Below are 14,862 nucleotides of genomic sequence, written 5' to 3'. Positions count from 1 at the left end.
CTCCCTGTAGAGGGTAAACTATAGGGGTGACACAGAATTTTGAACACTACCTTTTTGCAACCACCGTTCGTATCTATTCTGCTGACTACTTCCAGATAAAAGGCTTGCTGATCTCTTTGTTGTGAGCCTTTATAAACGGTTTGATCTCTTTGGGCGGGGCTTCCACACTATTAAAGCTGCCTCTTACGATGTAGCGCGCTGCTTTCCAGCTGTGCAAACCAACCTTCGACTGCATTGAGCCAGGATGCACTGGTCGGGATAAAGTGCATCACAAACCTTGGATGTTTCTCCCGTCAGTGGGTTGTACCTGCATATTTCACAATCAAACGGACACTCTGGCGGAGCGCTTCTTTCGTCACTGAATTCACTGTCATATCAATAACCCGTATACGGACTTCAGGAGTTATCTTGGTCGGCTGTCCGGAACGCGGAGCATCTTTAAAGCCCGGATTCACAGAATGTTAAATAGCGCTTGAACCTTCGAGTGACGGTTGCAGTGCAACAGTTGAGTTTCTGAGCCTCATCTGTAATGAGAAAACCTATCGACTAACCAAAGAAGAATCGAAGCCCTGAATACATTCTGACGGGACCTGTCGTTTACTTTAGTTCTGAATAAAACGCCTATCCATTTTCTGAGTGTCAGCTAAATCTGTATTTTATTCGCTGAGAATAAGTTTTCTTTAGTGTTTTTTTGGGTTTTTCGACTTTAATTTTAGTTATTGTTGGTGTTTTTTATTTTTTTATTGTTTTCTGCTGTTTTTTGTAACTTTTTTTTACATTTAATGTGGTGATTTGATCTATGTCTGGAATCTTTTTTGGTTTAGACTTTAGGTGTAAGTGTATTGCTTTCAGGTGTAAGAAAAAAACTATTCAATACAGTTTGGCTGTCTCTGCCAGATTTTAATAATGAGAAGAATATCCTTCCGGAGGACCCACCCCCATGATGCTGAAGAATAAGGTACTTGCAGTTGTGCTGCTGCCAGTGCTTTTAATTACGTTGATACTGACGTTTATCAGCTACACAGATTTAAAAAAGGAACTGCTTAAGTCAGTCGGTAGGGATACATTTAGGGTAGTTAATGATGCCAGTATTTCTATTCAGGGTTGGATGAAGCATAAGGCCACCGTGGCTGAGGCTTTTGCAACTCACTCTGCCGATCAGAAGGTTATTTTGCCTTTCCTGAAACAAGCAGAGAAATCAGGTAGTTATGACGTCTTTTACTATGGTTCGGACAAAGGACGAGCGGTTTTTTCTGATCCTGAAATTCAGAAAATTCTTGATGATAAGGGCTTTGATCCTACTGTTCGTCCTTGGTACAAGGCAGCTAAAAGTGCGGGTAAAACGGTTTTTACAGCCCCATATATTGATGCCAGCTCTGGCAGACTGATTATTTCAGTGGCGACACCTGCTACCGTTAACGGTCAGTTCCAGGGTGTTGTTGGTGCCGATCTCAGTCTTGATGAGGTTTTGCATACGGTTGAGTCAATTGATATGGGGGAGCATGGGTTTGTCATGCTGGTGGATGAGAGTGGTACTGTGATTGCCCACCCGAATGAGTCGTTTCGTATGAAACCTTTGAGTGATGTCGGTTCTGAGCTTACCCAGAGTCTGGTAGAGCGTCTTGCCGGAAGTGGTGAGATGGAGAGTCTGCCGCTTGCCGGTCGTAATCACATGATACGATTCAAACGTGTCGGGGATTCGCGTTTCTACGTGGGCATCGCTTTGGAAACCGGTCATGTTATGGCTCCTTTATCACGCTTATTGATGGCGAACAGTCTGGTTTCTCTGATACTGATTATTGCGGCTGGTGTGATCAGTATGTGGATCGTTGGGCGGGTGATGAAGCCCCTGAATGCGATCGGTGTCGCCCTGGAAGAGATTGCTGAAGGTGAAGGCGACCTGACTAAGCGGCTGACGGTTGAAAGCAAAGATGAAATTGGCGCACTGGCTGGCCACTTTAATCACTTTGTTGATTCCATGCATAAAATCATTCGGGATATCTCTATTTTGTCTAAAGATCTGCGTCACACAGCGGAGGAAAGTGCTCTGGTCGCAGAACGCACCAGTGATGATGTGCAGAGTCAGATGTCTGAGGTGTCCATGGTTGCGGCGGCTGTTGAAGAGATGGCAACGGCAACTCAGGAGATTTCCAGTAATGCTGAGAATACAGCGGCAGCGGCTCAGGAATGTGCCGATAACAGTCGCGATGGTCAGCTGGTGGTGTCTAATACCCGTGAAGCGATCAGTGGTCTTGCAGGGCAAATTCAGGATGCAGCGGGTGTGATTGACCGCCTGAGTGAGCATTCTCAGGAAATTAACTCGATCCTGTCCGCTATTCAGGGGATTGCTGAACAGACCAATTTGTTGGCGCTGAACGCCGCTATTGAGGCGGCCCGTGCCGGTGAACAGGGGCGTGGTTTTGCGGTTGTTGCTGATGAGGTTCGCGTACTTTCCCAGCGTACTCATCAGTCTACAGAAGAGATTCAGCAGATGATCGACAGCCTGCAGAAGGCGTCAGATGAGGCCGTTAAACTGATGACCTCGAGCCGTCAGCAGGCGGAAGATAGTGTTGAAGAAGCGAATAACGCATACGAGAAACTACTGAGTATTACCGATGCCATCACAGGAATCAGTGATATGTCTACCCAGACAGCGGCGGCAACTGAAGAGCAAACTCAGGTGAATCATAGTATTTCAGATAATACGTTGCGTATTCGGGATATTGCGGGTCAGCTTTCGGAAGAGTCCGCCCAATCCCGTGCACGAGCGACCGAGCTGAACGCCTTGGCCGAGAGTCTGCATAATCAGGTGAGACGTTTTAAACTGTAATTTTTCAGGTGTTCAGGCGGTACTGTCCGTAGCCTGAATCATCACCACACGAGCCGGTTCCCAGCCTAAGGGGACCGGCTTTTTTCTGCCCGGAAAAAAGTTTGGCTTCAATTGCAGACCTGTTTTCTCATGCTCTGCATGAGCGGTATGCTGATCTTTAACGGTTTTGACTACGGCAGGGCCGCTATCCGAAAGCTCTTCCCAGCTGCGCTCGATAGCTACGTCCAGAGGCTCTGAGCGATGACGCCAGACATACCACATGCCATAAAAAATGGTGAACACCACCAGTACCTTAAGCCAAAGGGCAAAAGGGCGGAAAATCAGTGGGTAGCTCACCATAACTAACATCATGGTGGTTGACAGAAGTTTGGCTTTAAAGGGGATCACGCGATCGGCCTCCCATGCCTGAATCATAGGGCCAAACGTTTTTTGTCTGAGTAACCAGCGGTGAACTTTTACCGAACCTTTGGAGAAGAAAAAGGCAGCAAGAATAACAAAGGGCGTTGTGGGCAGCAGGGGCAGCACAACACCAATAGCGCCAAGTAGCAGGGCTAAAAAGCCAGCGGCCATGTACAGTGGTTTTCTGAATTGCCCCATAGGAATCTCCTGCTGCCAGCAGAGGTGGTGTTTTGTAAGACTGTTATTAAATAAAGATAGACCACGCTTCAATACAAGCCGAAAAGAGATTAACGAATAACACCCAAAGCGGCCAGATTTCTTTAGGAATATCAAACAGTTTGCTTGCGCTGAATCAGATATACCCTTCATAAGTAAGGGCAAAGTCAGTAACCTCAACGCTGTAGCAGGATATCGTCAATGATGTGTTGAACCGCTTAGTCGTTAACCAGATCTTTTCCTTTTTCAATAGCTTCAGAGGCTCCTTCTTTGGTTGAGCAGGCAGCGCGTTCTGCAGCGCACTTGGTCATGCAACCCATTTTTCCGAGAACATCATCCAGATAGCGCACTTTACAGCTGGCTTCGCAGGCTGACTGCTTGAGTGAGCAGCTGGCCTGTGCATTTGCGGCTATCAGCATTAAGGGTAGCAGGCTGGCAAAACACAGCGCTGTTGTTTTCAAAGGCGATTTTAACTGGATTTTAAGAGACATGGACTCACCGATTCTGAGAAAATAGAGCTTGAATTTCAATTTCAAGCCTGACTGTAATTGATTAATTATCTTAAGTTTTATCCCTTCGGTTCAAGCGAAATACCTGAACAGGAAGGTTTATTCTACGGGGTATTTTGATGAGCCGTCTGACGGAGATGCCATTTGAGTAAACTGACACCACTTACCTATGAGCCTTTTGGATTTATCGTCATCGAGGAAAACGATGACTATGTGGTTATCGATAAGGCGCCGGGAGTTGATGTTCATCGGGATGGTGATGACGCTGGCATCACGGAAAAAGTATCTCAGGTTCTGGGCCTGGAAAAGCTCTATCTGGTTCACCGCTTGGATAAGGTGACTTCCGGACTGATGGTGTTAGCTAAGAATTCTGAGGTTTGTGCTCAGCTGGCGGCGCTGTTTAAAGCCCGCACGGTAGAGAAATTTTATCTGGCGGTTTCTGCCAAAAAACCAAAAAAGAAACAGGGCTGGGTTGTCGGCGATATGGAACGCTCACGGCGGGGAAGCTGGAAGCTCACCGGGGGGAAAACAAATCCGGCGGTTACTCAGTTTTTCTCTAAGCCACTGCAAGCCGGGTTCAGGGCGTTTCTGCTAAAGCCCGGTACCGGGAAAACGCATCAGTTACGGGTTGCTCTGAAAAGCATAGGCGCTCCAATTTGCGGTGATGTGCTTTATGACGATGCCCGTACCGCATCTCAGGAGCAGCGTACCTATCTTCATGCCTACGGCCTGAGCTTTAGCTGGCATGGTACACCGCGACATTATCGTGTCTGGCCCTCACTGGGGGAGCATTATCTTTCTGAAACCTTCTCTGCTCTGAAATTGCTTTGGTCTGAGCCTGAACAGCTACCATGGCCTAAACCCTGATACGGCTCAAAACGGTGAATCGCTCTTTAGGGTCACGTTGCCCTAGAATGAACAGGGTAAACAATAATAAAAAGTGAGTCCTGCTATGAAAGCCTTATCCGTGATCACTGGTAACACGCAACATCGGCAAGCGGATGTTGGTGATGAGACGCGACAACACCCTCTTGTTATTCGTCAGCTGACATCGAAAGATGCTGATGTTTTTCATTATCTCCGGGTACGTTGTATCGAGAGTGATCCTACAAGCTTTAGTGTGTTGTTAGAGGAAGAAAAGGCGATGTCGCCTCTACAGATCCGAACCTTGTTGGATCGTTTCCACCGGGCGGAAAACTCGGCACTCTGGGGTGGTTTTTGTGGCGACTATCTGGTGGGGGTAATCGGCCTTGAATCTCTGTCGGGCCCTGTGCGGCATCACCGCGGTATTGTTACCAGCTTGTGTGTTTTACCTGAATATCGGGGTCAGCATGTGGGTTTGGCTTTAATCGGATATCTCGTAGAGCAGGCGGAGCAGAATGCTTTGCTGGAATCTCTGGCGCTTGAGGTGAGCGAGAGCGCACTACCTGCCATCAAGCTTTATCAGCAGATTGGGTTTAAGGAGAATGGACGTGAGCCGAGAGCATTGGCGTTTGGCGATCAGAGGTTGGATCTGATTCGAATGAATCGGCTAGTCTGAGGAGGATTCAATAATACATATCGCTGTTAATTTGAGTTTATAGCGTTGCTGGCGGTTCGCCACGTTTGTGGCGAAATCAGCTGTGAGTCACAACGCTAAAATGGGGCTGGAGAATGCACGCTGTGTGAGGTTTCTAGTCTCTCAGGCGATGCTGTTCTTCAGTGGCCAGTTCCCAGCCTCCCAGCTCTTTCCAGCGATTAACGATAGAGCAGAACAGTTCTGCGGTTTTCTCTGTGTCATAACGTGCAGAATGTGCCTGACTGTTATCAAAGTTGATGCCTGCAACTTTGCACGCTTTTGCCAGTACTGTTTGACCATAAGCCAGACCAGATAGGGTAGCGGTATCAAAGCTTGAGAAGGGGTGGAACGGGTTGCGTTTGATGCCACTGCGCTCAACGGCTGCATTAACAAAGCCCTGATCGAAGCTGGCATTGTGTCCCACCAGAACAGCACGGGTGCAATCAAACTCTTTTAGCGCTTTGCGAACGGGTTTGAAAATTTCACCTAATGCCTGTTGCTCACTTTTTGCCATGCTTTTTCGGATAGGGTTGTCTAGGTCGATCTTAGTAAAATCGAGGGCGGCTTGTTCGATGTTGGCACCTTCAAAGGGTTCGACATGACAGCAATAGGTATTATAGGGATGCAGGTAACCTTCTTCATCCATCATTAAGGTCACTGCTGCAATCTCCAGCAGCGCGTCAGTTTTGGCGTTAAAACCGGCGGTTTCGACATCAACAACAACCGGTAGGAAGCCGCGAAAGCGGTAAGCCATCGGATGTTTGTCGCCAAAATGCTCTGCTTCAGATGTGAAAGAATCCAAGACCTTTTGCTCCCTAATCTAGTTTGGTCAAAAGTATAATTTGACAGATGGTAACTGATTCAAACTCTCAGATATAGGCTAAAGTTTTGAGTTTGCAGGCCGATCAAGGCAAAATGAGAGTTCTTAAAAATCAAGGAGATTGCATCTGATGCCGCTTATTCGGTCACTGGCGAAAACATCACGGGGAATACACTGGCTGGCTATAGCATCGGGCCTTTTGTTATCGCCTGTGCTGATGGCTGCGGATTATGGTGCCAGTATCGGAAACAGTGAATGGATGGCTACGGAACCCTCTCCATTGTATTGTGAATTATCACATCCGATTCCTGAAATGGGCACTGCCCGTTTTACTCATCGTTCCGGTGAGGATCTGAAATTCTTTCTTGAGCCTCTCGGACAGCCTTTGCGCAAAGGTCGTGCCGACCTGATGGCTCTGCCGCCGGAGTGGAAGCCCGGTGATGCGCCGCTGGATTTAGGAGACGTAACCGTTGGTGAGGGTGAGGAGGGTGTTCATATCGATTCTCCACTGGCTCATCTGATGATCGAGTCTCTGAATCGTGGCCTGAATCCGACCTTTATGCAGACACCAAAAGATGATCGCTATGCACCTGTTCGGGGTCATCTGAGCGCGCTTAATTTTAAACCAGCCTATTTTGACTATATTGCCTGTCGTGGTGAGTTGCTTCCGGTTAACTTTGATCAGATTGCTCGCTCTGCCATTAATTTCCCCGGTGGTGGTTTTGATATCACTGCAGAAGACAAAGAGTTGCTGAGTCTGATTGTCCGCTATATTAAGGCTGATCCTTCTGTGAAATTTGTCTTCCTGGATGGCCACTCTGACAGTTATGGCTCTCGACGTGATAACCGTAAGCTTTCCAAGCAGCGTACCGATACCGTACTGAACTACCTGCTGGATGTGGGGCTTGATGAGTCGATGGTGACTGCACGCTATCACGGTGAGCGTTATCCGATTGTTCCGAATACCACCAAGGCAAACCGGGCGAAAAACCGTCGTGTCACCATACGTCTTGAGCGTGAAGGTCTGGCTCCGGGGGACCCGAATGCCCAACCTGAATATACCGGTGAGTTCAATGGTGAGCTTCAATAGGTGGCATGGGCCTGACTGTAATCAGAGGCTGAAAGAAATCTCTGGTTTGAGAGAAAGAGTGGTTAAAGAGTAAAGTTAATTTTTGCGTGTCGCTTTTTCTCAAATCGTAACTTTTCCTCAACTCGTATATACTATTGCGCAAGAATTTCTTCAGGCAGACGAAGCACCTGAAACGGCTATCCTAGTGATAGCCGTTTATCGTTGTTCTGCCGGATTGATCACTGAGAAAATTGATAGGGTCAGAGAGGTCTCTGGCCATTTTAGTCAGCGTGGAGCATCCAATGTCAGACATTAAAAAAGTAGTACTGGCCTATTCTGGTGGCCTGGATACTTCTGTAATCGTGCGCTGGTTACAGGACGAATATAACGCCGAAGTAGTGACCTTTACTGCTGACCTGGGTCAGGGTGAAGAAGTAGAGCCGGCACGTGCTAAAGCTGAAGCTCTGGGTGTTAAAGAGATCTACATCGAAGACGTACGTGAAGAGTATGTTCGTGATTTCGTATTCCCTATGTTCCGTGCTAACACCATCTATGAAGGTGAGTACCTGCTGGGTACGTCTATCGCACGTCCTCTGATCGCTAAGCGTCTGGTTGAGATCGCTAACGAAACAGGTGCGGATGCGATTGCTCATGGTGCTACCGGTAAAGGTAACGATCAGGTTCGTTTCGAAATGGGCGCCTACGCTCTGAAACCTGGTGTTAAAGTGATCGCGCCATGGCGTGAGTGGGATCTGACCTCCCGTGACACGCTGATGAAGTACTGTGAAGACCACAACATTCCGGTTGATTTCTCTACCAACAAGAAGAAATCGCCTTACTCCATGGATGCTAACCTGCTGCACATCTCTTACGAAGGCGGCATTCTGGAAGATCCTATGGCTGAGCCGGAAGAAGATATGTGGCGTTGGTCTGTGAGCCCTGAGCTTGCTCCGGACGAAGCGACTTATCTGGATCTGACCTTCAAGAAAGGTGACATCGTTGCCATCAATGGCGAAGAGATGAGCCCTGCAACCGTACTGACCTACCTGAACAAGGTGGCCGGTGACAACGGTATTGGCCGTGTGGACATCGTAGAAAACCGCTACGTAGGCATGAAAGCCCGTGGTTGCTACGAAACTCCTGGGGGCACTGTAATCCTGAAGGCGCACCGTGCGATCGAATCCATCACTCTGGATCGTGAAGCGGCACACCTGAAAGACAGCATCATGCCGAAATACGCTGAGCTGATCTACAACGGTTACTGGTGGAGTGCAGAGCGTAAGATGCTGCAGACCATGATCGATGAGTCTCAGGAGTTCGTAAACGGTGTGGTTCGTGTGAAACTGTACAAAGGTAACGTGATTGTTGTGGGTCGTCAGTCTGAAGACAGCCTGTACGATGACAACATCGTAACCTTCGAAGACGATGCCGGTGCTTACGATCAGAAAGATGCAGAAGGCTTTATCAAGCTGAATGCTCTGCGTATGCGTATCGCTGCACAGAAAGGTCGCAGCCAGCTGTAAGCAGTTGCCCTTGAGCTCTGAAGTGCTTCGGCGCTTCAGTTGACCATTGGTTATGGCAAAGAAAAACCGCTGAGATTTCAAAATCCCAGCGGTTTTTTTGTGCCCTTTTTTCTGATTGGCTAACAAGTCTGTTAGTCAAAGGGCTTATGGCGGGGTATGCCAATTCTTTTCATCAATTATTTAAACTGATTCAGTGGCAGCTTCAGATAGGATACACCGTTATTTTCCGCATCCGGAAGTTCACCGGCACGGATATTAATCTGGATCGAGGGCAAAATCAGGTTTGGCATTTCCAGGGTAGCATCACGGGTTGAGCGCATCTCAACAAAGTCCGCTTTGCTGGCGCCTTTGCCGACATGAATATTGCTCTCTTTCTGTTCGGCTACAGTACAGACATGGCGTACTTCACGCCCTTCTGGAGGGTAGTCGTGACACATGTAGAGCTCTGTCTCTTCCGGGTAGCTCAGCAGGGAATGAATGGAATCATACAGGGTTTCGGCATCACCACCGGGGAAGTCACAGCGGGCTGTACCTACGTCTGGCATAAACAGGGTGTCGCCAACAAACAGCTTTCCGGCAATATCGTAGGTGACACAGGCTGGTGTATGCCCTGGGGTATGCAGCACCTTGGCTTCCAGATCGCCGATCCTGAACTGACTACCGGCTACCATCAGATCGTCAAAGTGATGGCCGTCTGTCACGAACTCGTCACCGTAGTTGAAGACTTTTTTGAAGACACCCTGAACCAGCGTGATGTGCTCACCAATGGCGATTTTTCCGCCCAGTTTTGCCTGAATATGCTTGGCTCCACTGATATGATCGGCGTGGGCATGGGTTTCCAGGATCCACTGAGGTGTCAGTTTGTGGTCGCTGATCCATTGGATCACTTCATCAGCAGATTCTGTGCTGGTGCTGCCGGACTTATAATCAAAATCCAGAACCGGGTCGATAACAGCGCACTGCGGATTCTTTCCATCGTGCACGACATAGGTGAAGGTTGAGGTTGCTTCATGGAAGAAAGCTTTAATTTGAGCGTTCATCTCGTATCTCCTTTTAGCAGCCAGCCCATGCGGATTAGCTTGTGAGCTGTTACCGTTGAATTCTCTGCTTCGGGTCAGCCTGTTCGTTGGCACCTGTTTTGATTAAATGCCATTGGCTCGATTTGATGGAATATTAGCATATAATCATTTATGATAACAATATTCCAAAAAGTTTTAACGGTAAGGTCATCGATCTATGACATCTTCCGCAAAAAAATCTGCGACAGAACAAGCATCTGCTACTAAAGGCAAACCTAACCGCCTGCGGAGTGTTTTTCCGATTATTGGTTGGTTAGCTGACTATCGCCGGGAAACTCTGGTTAACGATGGTTTAGCGGGTGTAATTGTAGCGATTATGCTGGTGCCTCAGGGTATGGCTTATGCTTTTCTGGCTGGCCTGCCGCCCCAGATGGGGCTGTACGCTGGTATTATCCCGCTTTTTATCTATGCGCTGCTGGGCAGTAGCCGCAGTCTGGCGGTTGGTCCCGTTGCGATCGCGTCTCTTATGGTTGGAGAGGCTGTATCTCAGCATGCTCAGCCGGGGACAGATCTCTATATCACTACCGCGATGGTGTTGGCGCTTCTGGTCGGTCTTGTTCTATTGCTGATGTTTATTCTGCGACTTGGGACTCTGGTGAACTTTTTAAGTCACTCTGTCATTACTGGTTTTACCAGTGCGGCAGCTCTGATGATCGCATTTAGTCAGCTGAAGTATGTCTTTGGACTGGAATTTCCCAGAGGCCATCAGTTTTATGAAACGCTGAATAACCTGACTGCCAATCTGCCGGATTTTAATCCGGCTACTCTGGTCATCGGTGTTACGGCTTTCTTTATAATGTGGTTCAGTAAAAAACATCTGGCGAACCTGCTGAAAAAAATGGGGGCTTCTTCACTCATGGCGGGATCTATGGCTAAGGCCGGCCCCATGTTTGCTATTTTAGCGGGTGTTGGCTTAGTGGTTGGTTTTGATCTGCACAGTGAGTCAGGAGTCAAAATTGTTGGAGAGATTCCTGCTGGTTTGCCCTCTTTTTCTTTGCTGCCTTTTGAGATGGACTGGTGGTTAGGTCTGCTGCCGGCAGCGCTGCTGATCGCACTGGTTGGCTTTCTGGAGAGCGTCTCTGTGGGTACGGCTCTTGCCAGTAAGCGCCGGGAACGTATCAAGCCGGACAAAGAGCTGATCGCCCTTGGCTTTGCCAATATTGGTGCTGCTTTTGGTGGTGCGTATCCCGTCGCGGGTGGTTTTGGCCGCTCAATGGTGAATGATGCCTCCGGTGCCCAGACAACCGTGGCATCTGTGATTACCGCTTCCGGTCTTGCTTTGACGGTGCTCTTTTTCACGCCCTGGTTCTACTATCTTCCTAAAGCGGTGCTGGGGGTAATAGTTATTATGGCGGTGCTGCCACTGATTGATCTTTCCGGCATTAAGCGAACCTGGAATTTCAACCGTGCTGATGCCCTGACCCTTGCGGTAACCTTCGGTATGGTACTGATCGCTGGCGTAGAAGCCGGTCTGTTGGCGGGTATGGTGTTATCGGTTGCTCTGCTGCTGCAGCGTACCAGTAAGCCGCATATTGCTGTGGTAGGACGGGTGGGTGACAGTGAGCACTTCAGGAACGTGAAGCGCTTCGAGGTGAAAACCAACCCTTGCTGTCTTGGGCTGCGTATTGATGAGAACCTCTACTTTGCCAATACCCGCTACATCGAAGATGAGGTGATGGCGATTGTTTCCGAACAGCCGCAGTTACAGCATCTGGTACTGATCTGTAACGGCATCAGCTTTATTGATGCCAGCGCCTTAGAGACACTTGAGATGATGATTGAAAACCTGCGGGAGTCCGGCATCACGCTGCATCTGTCGGATGTGAAGGGGCCTGTGATGGATCAGCTGAAACAGACGCATTTTCTGCAGCATATGGCACCGGGACAGGTTTATCTCAGCACGCATGAAGCGATGCGGGATCTGTGTGATCTGTAAACGAAAGGGATGATGAGGACGCAAGGTGAAAGGCTCAGAGGTCTGAGCCTTTTACCTATGTTTGTTCCGTCCAAAATAAGGTTGACGCATTTTCTACCCTAAAATGGAGAAATGTGATGACCGCTTACCTTAAGTGTACCCAGCGCGATTATTTCCTTGCCTTTAAATTGAGGGGCAGAAAGGTGAAATAACCTATAAATAAGCGCAACAGTGCTATGGTCTTTTATGGTGAGGCTATCGTTAAAGCATATTTGGTATGTTGTAATGGGTCTTCAAAATTGATTAGCTTGGCTAAAGGCTTCTGTTTCTTAAAATAAAAAGCCCGATGATATTCATCGGGCGCTATAAATATTGTCAATCTATATCAGGGCTGATGAATCGTTGACTATTCGGCAACTTCTTCAGCTTCCAGCGGATATACGCCATTCTCATCGTGCACTTCTTTGCCATTGAGTGGTGGGTTGAAGGCGCAGGCAAACACGATATCTTCACCTTCATGAGCACGCAGCAAGTGTTTGTCGTGCTTGTCCAGAATGTAGATGGTTCCAGGGCTGATCGGGTAGATCTTGCCATCTTCCACGGTTTCTACTTCACCGTAACCGCTGATGCAGTAAACAGTTTCCAGATGGTTCTGGTAATGAATCGGAGTTTCCGTACCTGCAAAAATGGTGGTGATATGGAACGAGAAGCCCATGTTGTCATTTTTCAGCGACATACGAACGCTTTTCCAGTTATCGGATGTTACGCAGCGATCGGTTTTTTCTACTTCCTGCAGTTGACGAACAATCATGTTAATACCTCAAAATGAAATAAACAGAAAACGAACAATCGTTTATTAAGCGTTATGTTGCCATAAACTATAAAACGCTAGCTTAAAGCAGGTGAGCTGGTGTTTTGGTCGCCTTTAACAAAAGGAGCCGCCTTGGGCGGCTCCTTTTTGAGTTGCAGGCGTTGGTCTTAGCTCGCTTTTTTCAGTTCCATGTGAGCACTGAAATACTGATCGAAAGCCTGCTCAAGGATGTTCAGGCCGTGAGCCATCTCTTCTTCCGAAACCGTCAGAGGGGGGAAGCACTTAACCACTTCACCTTCAGGGCCGCTGGTTTCGATAATCAGCTTCTCTTTAAAGCAAAGAGAAGTAATGTCATCCGCGACGTCACCGGATGGGCAGCAGATGCCCTGCATCAGGCCGCGGCCTTTACGATACAGCTCAGGATAATTGTCGCAGATTCTGTTCAGAGTTAGCTTCAGTTGTTCGCTGCGGGCATGGATGTGGCTTGCGAACTTGTCGTCAGCCCAGTACGTTTCCAGAGCCTTTTTCGCAGTGATAAAGGCGTGGTTATTACCACGGAAAGTACCGTTATGTTCGCCTGGTTTCCAGATGTCCAGCTTACGGTCAAACAGGGTTACCGCAAATGGCAGACCGAAGGCGCTCAGGGACTTAGACAAGGTGATGATATCTGGCTTGATATCAAACTGGTCAAAACTGAAGAAGGTGCCGGTACGGCCACAGCCTGCCTGAATATCATCGGCAATAAACAGAATGCCATGTTCTTTACAGATCGCAGAAAGCTCTTTCAGCCATTTGCCGGATGCGGTATTCAGACCGCCTTCACCCTGCACAATCTCAACAATTACGGCAGCAGGCATATCCAGACCGCTTGAATTGTCTGTGAGCATCTTCTTAAACAGGTCAAGGGTGTTGAAGTTTTCACCCAGGTAACCATCGTAAGGCAGGCGGGTAACGCCGCTCAGAGGCTGACCTGCACCACCACGATGATGACTGTTACCGGTTGCTGCCAGCGCACCCAGGGTGCAGCCGTGGAAACCGTTAGTGAAAGATACAACGTTATGACGGCCAGTCACTTTGCGGGCCAGCTTCAGTGCTGCTTCAACGCAGTTCGCACCCGTTGGACCGGTAAACATCATCTTATGATCCAGGTCGCGAGGTTTCAGGATGATGTCGCGGAATGCTTCCAGAAAACCTGCTTTAGCTTCTGTGTGCATATCCAGACCGTGGGCAACGCCGTCGTTCTGGATATACTCAATCAGGCTTTCTTTCAGGATCGGGTTGTTGTGACCGTAGTTCAGCGAGCCGGCACCGGCCAGGAAATCAAGGTACTCGTTACCGTTATCGTCAAACAGTTTGCTGCCTTTCGCCTTGGTAAATACTACCGGGAAAGAACGTGAATAACTCTGAACTTCGGACTCATACTCTTTAAAAATCATCGTGTGCTCCAGTTTTTAATTTTTTGATAAAGGGTGATTCAGCTGCATGCCGGGCTGCTTCAGCGTCGGCTTCAAAAGGACGGGCTCCATGCCCTTGCACTTCCGGGGCTACGGGTGCCGGAAAGGTCCAATCTCAAGCAGCTCTTCGGATTCGTGCAGGCCGTGGAAATGGAGCTCTTTATCCAGGAAATCGAAAGTACGGGATTCGCATTCCAGAGCGCGGGTCAGGCCGGCAAACATCCGCCAGGATGCGGTGTTATCCGGTGAAATAGTGGTGTGTAAAACGTTTGCAGTTTGGCTTGCCGGACGTTTCAGGATCTCAAAGATCATGCGTTTTGCCAGCTGTTTGCCTCGGGCGCTTTCATGTACGGCGACCTGCCAGATAAAAAGAGCCTCTGGCTGGTCTGGGCGAACAAAGCCTGAGACAAAACCGATGAGTTTGTCTCCATCCCAAGCACATACCGATGTTTCGGCCCAAAGCGAGCAGCACAACATGTAGCAGTAGCTCGAGTTGACATCGAGAGGAGGTGAATTCTGGATCAGGTCTGTAACGGCAAGACCGTCCGTTAGTTTGGGTTGGGTAAAGCTAATCGAGTCGCTAATGTCACTATTCATAATATTTGTTTAGGGTTCAAAGTATATTTATACAATAACGCGCTCGGATTTTTTTCTCAAGGCCTAATTTTTGGCGAAATTA

The 14,862-nt window shown here is 48.4% G+C and carries 13 protein-coding genes and 1 pseudogene; 6 read left to right on the top strand and 8 right to left on the bottom strand.

What is annotated here, in order from left to right; translation table 11 throughout:
* Positions 1-91 precede the first annotated feature (91 nt).
* Positions 92-290 (bottom strand): annotated as a pseudogene (locus tag AC4GL5_RS13050) (IS630 family transposase); the annotation flags it as partial.
* 650 nt (positions 291-940) lie between these two features.
* Here AC4GL5_RS13050 and AC4GL5_RS13045 point away from each other — a divergent pair.
* Positions 941-2,830 carry a methyl-accepting chemotaxis protein gene (locus tag AC4GL5_RS13045; RefSeq protein ID WP_490383230.1) on the top strand — a complete coding sequence of 630 codons (1,890 nt, stop codon included), beginning with the start codon at positions 941-943 and terminating at the stop codon, positions 2,828-2,830.
* 12 nt (positions 2,831-2,842) lie between these two features.
* On the opposite strand, the gene AC4GL5_RS13040 is transcribed toward AC4GL5_RS13045, so the two are convergent.
* The gene (locus AC4GL5_RS13040) at positions 2,843-3,427 is read right to left on the bottom strand and encodes a YbaN family protein (protein WP_490383229.1); all 585 of its coding nucleotides are present in this window, start codon (positions 3,425-3,427) and stop codon (positions 2,843-2,845) included.
* Between the two features lie 236 nt (positions 3,428-3,663).
* On the bottom strand, positions 3,664-3,936 hold the full coding sequence (locus AC4GL5_RS13035; RefSeq protein WP_490383228.1) for a hypothetical protein: 273 nt from the start codon (positions 3,934-3,936) through the stop codon (positions 3,664-3,666).
* Positions 3,937-4,098: 162 nt separating this feature from the next.
* On the opposite strand from AC4GL5_RS13035, the gene AC4GL5_RS13030 reads away from it, so the two are divergent.
* On the top strand, positions 4,099-4,821 hold the full coding sequence (locus tag AC4GL5_RS13030) for a TIGR01621 family pseudouridine synthase (RefSeq protein ID WP_490383227.1): 723 nt from the start codon (positions 4,099-4,101) through the stop codon (positions 4,819-4,821).
* An 85-nt stretch (positions 4,822-4,906) separates the two neighbouring features.
* Positions 4,907-5,494: a GNAT family N-acetyltransferase gene (locus AC4GL5_RS13025; protein ID WP_490383226.1), complete on the top strand. Its 588-nt coding sequence runs from the start codon at positions 4,907-4,909 to the stop codon at positions 5,492-5,494.
* A 133-nt stretch (positions 5,495-5,627) separates the two neighbouring features.
* Here AC4GL5_RS13025 and rnt read toward each other — a convergent pair whose 3' ends face one another.
* Complete coding sequence (gene rnt / locus AC4GL5_RS13020; protein WP_490383232.1) at positions 5,628-6,266, bottom strand: ribonuclease T; 639 nt, start codon at positions 6,264-6,266, stop codon at positions 5,628-5,630.
* 196 nt (positions 6,267-6,462) lie between these two features.
* On the opposite strand from rnt, the gene AC4GL5_RS13015 reads away from it, so the two are divergent.
* Together AC4GL5_RS13015 and AC4GL5_RS13010 are read left to right on the top strand one after the other, a co-directional pair.
* The gene (locus AC4GL5_RS13015) at positions 6,463-7,422 is read left to right on the top strand and encodes a flagellar protein MotY (protein WP_490383225.1); all 960 of its coding nucleotides are present in this window, start codon (positions 6,463-6,465) and stop codon (positions 7,420-7,422) included.
* Positions 7,423-7,703: 281 nt separating this feature from the next.
* A complete protein-coding gene (locus tag AC4GL5_RS13010) occupies positions 7,704-8,924 on the top strand; it encodes an argininosuccinate synthase (RefSeq protein WP_490383224.1) in 1,221 nt (406 codons plus the stop codon).
* Between the two features lie 176 nt (positions 8,925-9,100).
* On the opposite strand, the gene AC4GL5_RS13005 is transcribed toward AC4GL5_RS13010, so the two are convergent.
* Positions 9,101-9,964, bottom strand: coding sequence for an MBL fold metallo-hydrolase (locus tag AC4GL5_RS13005; RefSeq protein ID WP_490383223.1), 864 nt, complete (start codon positions 9,962-9,964; stop codon positions 9,101-9,103).
* A 196-nt stretch (positions 9,965-10,160) separates the two neighbouring features.
* Between AC4GL5_RS13005 and AC4GL5_RS13000 the strand changes: the two genes are divergently transcribed.
* Complete coding sequence (locus AC4GL5_RS13000) at positions 10,161-11,939, top strand: SulP family inorganic anion transporter (protein WP_490383222.1); 1,779 nt, start codon at positions 10,161-10,163, stop codon at positions 11,937-11,939.
* Positions 11,940-12,324: 385 nt separating this feature from the next.
* Here the strand turns inward: AC4GL5_RS13000 and AC4GL5_RS12995 are convergent, their stop codons facing one another.
* From AC4GL5_RS12995 to ectA, 3 genes are all read right to left on the bottom strand, one after another.
* Positions 12,325-12,729 (bottom strand): ectoine synthase, encoded by a 405-nt coding sequence (locus tag AC4GL5_RS12995; RefSeq protein WP_490383221.1) that lies wholly within the window; start codon positions 12,727-12,729, stop codon positions 12,325-12,327.
* Positions 12,730-12,896: 167 nt separating this feature from the next.
* Positions 12,897-14,165 (bottom strand): diaminobutyrate--2-oxoglutarate transaminase, encoded by a 1,269-nt coding sequence (gene ectB / locus AC4GL5_RS12990; RefSeq protein WP_490383220.1) that lies wholly within the window; start codon positions 14,163-14,165, stop codon positions 12,897-12,899.
* 108 nt (positions 14,166-14,273) lie between these two features.
* Positions 14,274-14,780 (bottom strand): diaminobutyrate acetyltransferase, encoded by a 507-nt coding sequence (gene ectA / locus AC4GL5_RS12985; RefSeq protein WP_490383219.1) that lies wholly within the window; start codon positions 14,778-14,780, stop codon positions 14,274-14,276.
* Positions 14,781-14,862: the final 82 nt, after the last annotated feature.

The organism is Oceanospirillum sp. (assembly GCF_982874595.1).
The sequence above is the reverse complement of the archived record's forward strand: the minus strand, read 5'-3'. Positions and strand labels throughout refer to the sequence as shown.

Excerpts from the sequence above, each read along its gene's own strand:
- AC4GL5_RS13045 (WP_490383230.1), top strand. The coding sequence starts at position 941 with ATGATGCTGAAGAATAAGGTACTTGCAGTTGTGCTGCTGCCAGTGCTT.
- AC4GL5_RS13040 (WP_490383229.1), bottom strand. The coding sequence starts at position 3,427 with ATGGGGCAATTCAGAAAACCACTGTACATGGCCGCTGGCTTTTTAGCC.
- AC4GL5_RS13035 (WP_490383228.1), bottom strand. The coding sequence starts at position 3,936 with ATGTCTCTTAAAATCCAGTTAAAATCGCCTTTGAAAACAACAGCGCTG.
- AC4GL5_RS13025 (WP_490383226.1), top strand. The coding sequence starts at position 4,907 with ATGAAAGCCTTATCCGTGATCACTGGTAACACGCAACATCGGCAAGCG.
- rnt (WP_490383232.1), bottom strand. The coding sequence starts at position 6,266 with ATGGCTTACCGCTTTCGCGGCTTCCTACCGGTTGTTGTTGATGTCGAA.
- AC4GL5_RS13015 (WP_490383225.1), top strand. The coding sequence starts at position 6,463 with ATGCCGCTTATTCGGTCACTGGCGAAAACATCACGGGGAATACACTGG.
- AC4GL5_RS13010 (WP_490383224.1), top strand. The coding sequence starts at position 7,704 with ATGTCAGACATTAAAAAAGTAGTACTGGCCTATTCTGGTGGCCTGGAT.
- AC4GL5_RS13005 (WP_490383223.1), bottom strand. The coding sequence starts at position 9,964 with ATGAACGCTCAAATTAAAGCTTTCTTCCATGAAGCAACCTCAACCTTC.
- AC4GL5_RS13000 (WP_490383222.1), top strand. The coding sequence starts at position 10,161 with ATGACATCTTCCGCAAAAAAATCTGCGACAGAACAAGCATCTGCTACT.
- AC4GL5_RS12995 (WP_490383221.1), bottom strand. The coding sequence starts at position 12,729 with ATGATTGTTCGTCAACTGCAGGAAGTAGAAAAAACCGATCGCTGCGTA.
- ectB (WP_490383220.1), bottom strand. The coding sequence starts at position 14,165 with ATGATTTTTAAAGAGTATGAGTCCGAAGTTCAGAGTTATTCACGTTCT.
- ectA (WP_490383219.1), bottom strand. The coding sequence starts at position 14,780 with ATGAATAGTGACATTAGCGACTCGATTAGCTTTACCCAACCCAAACTA.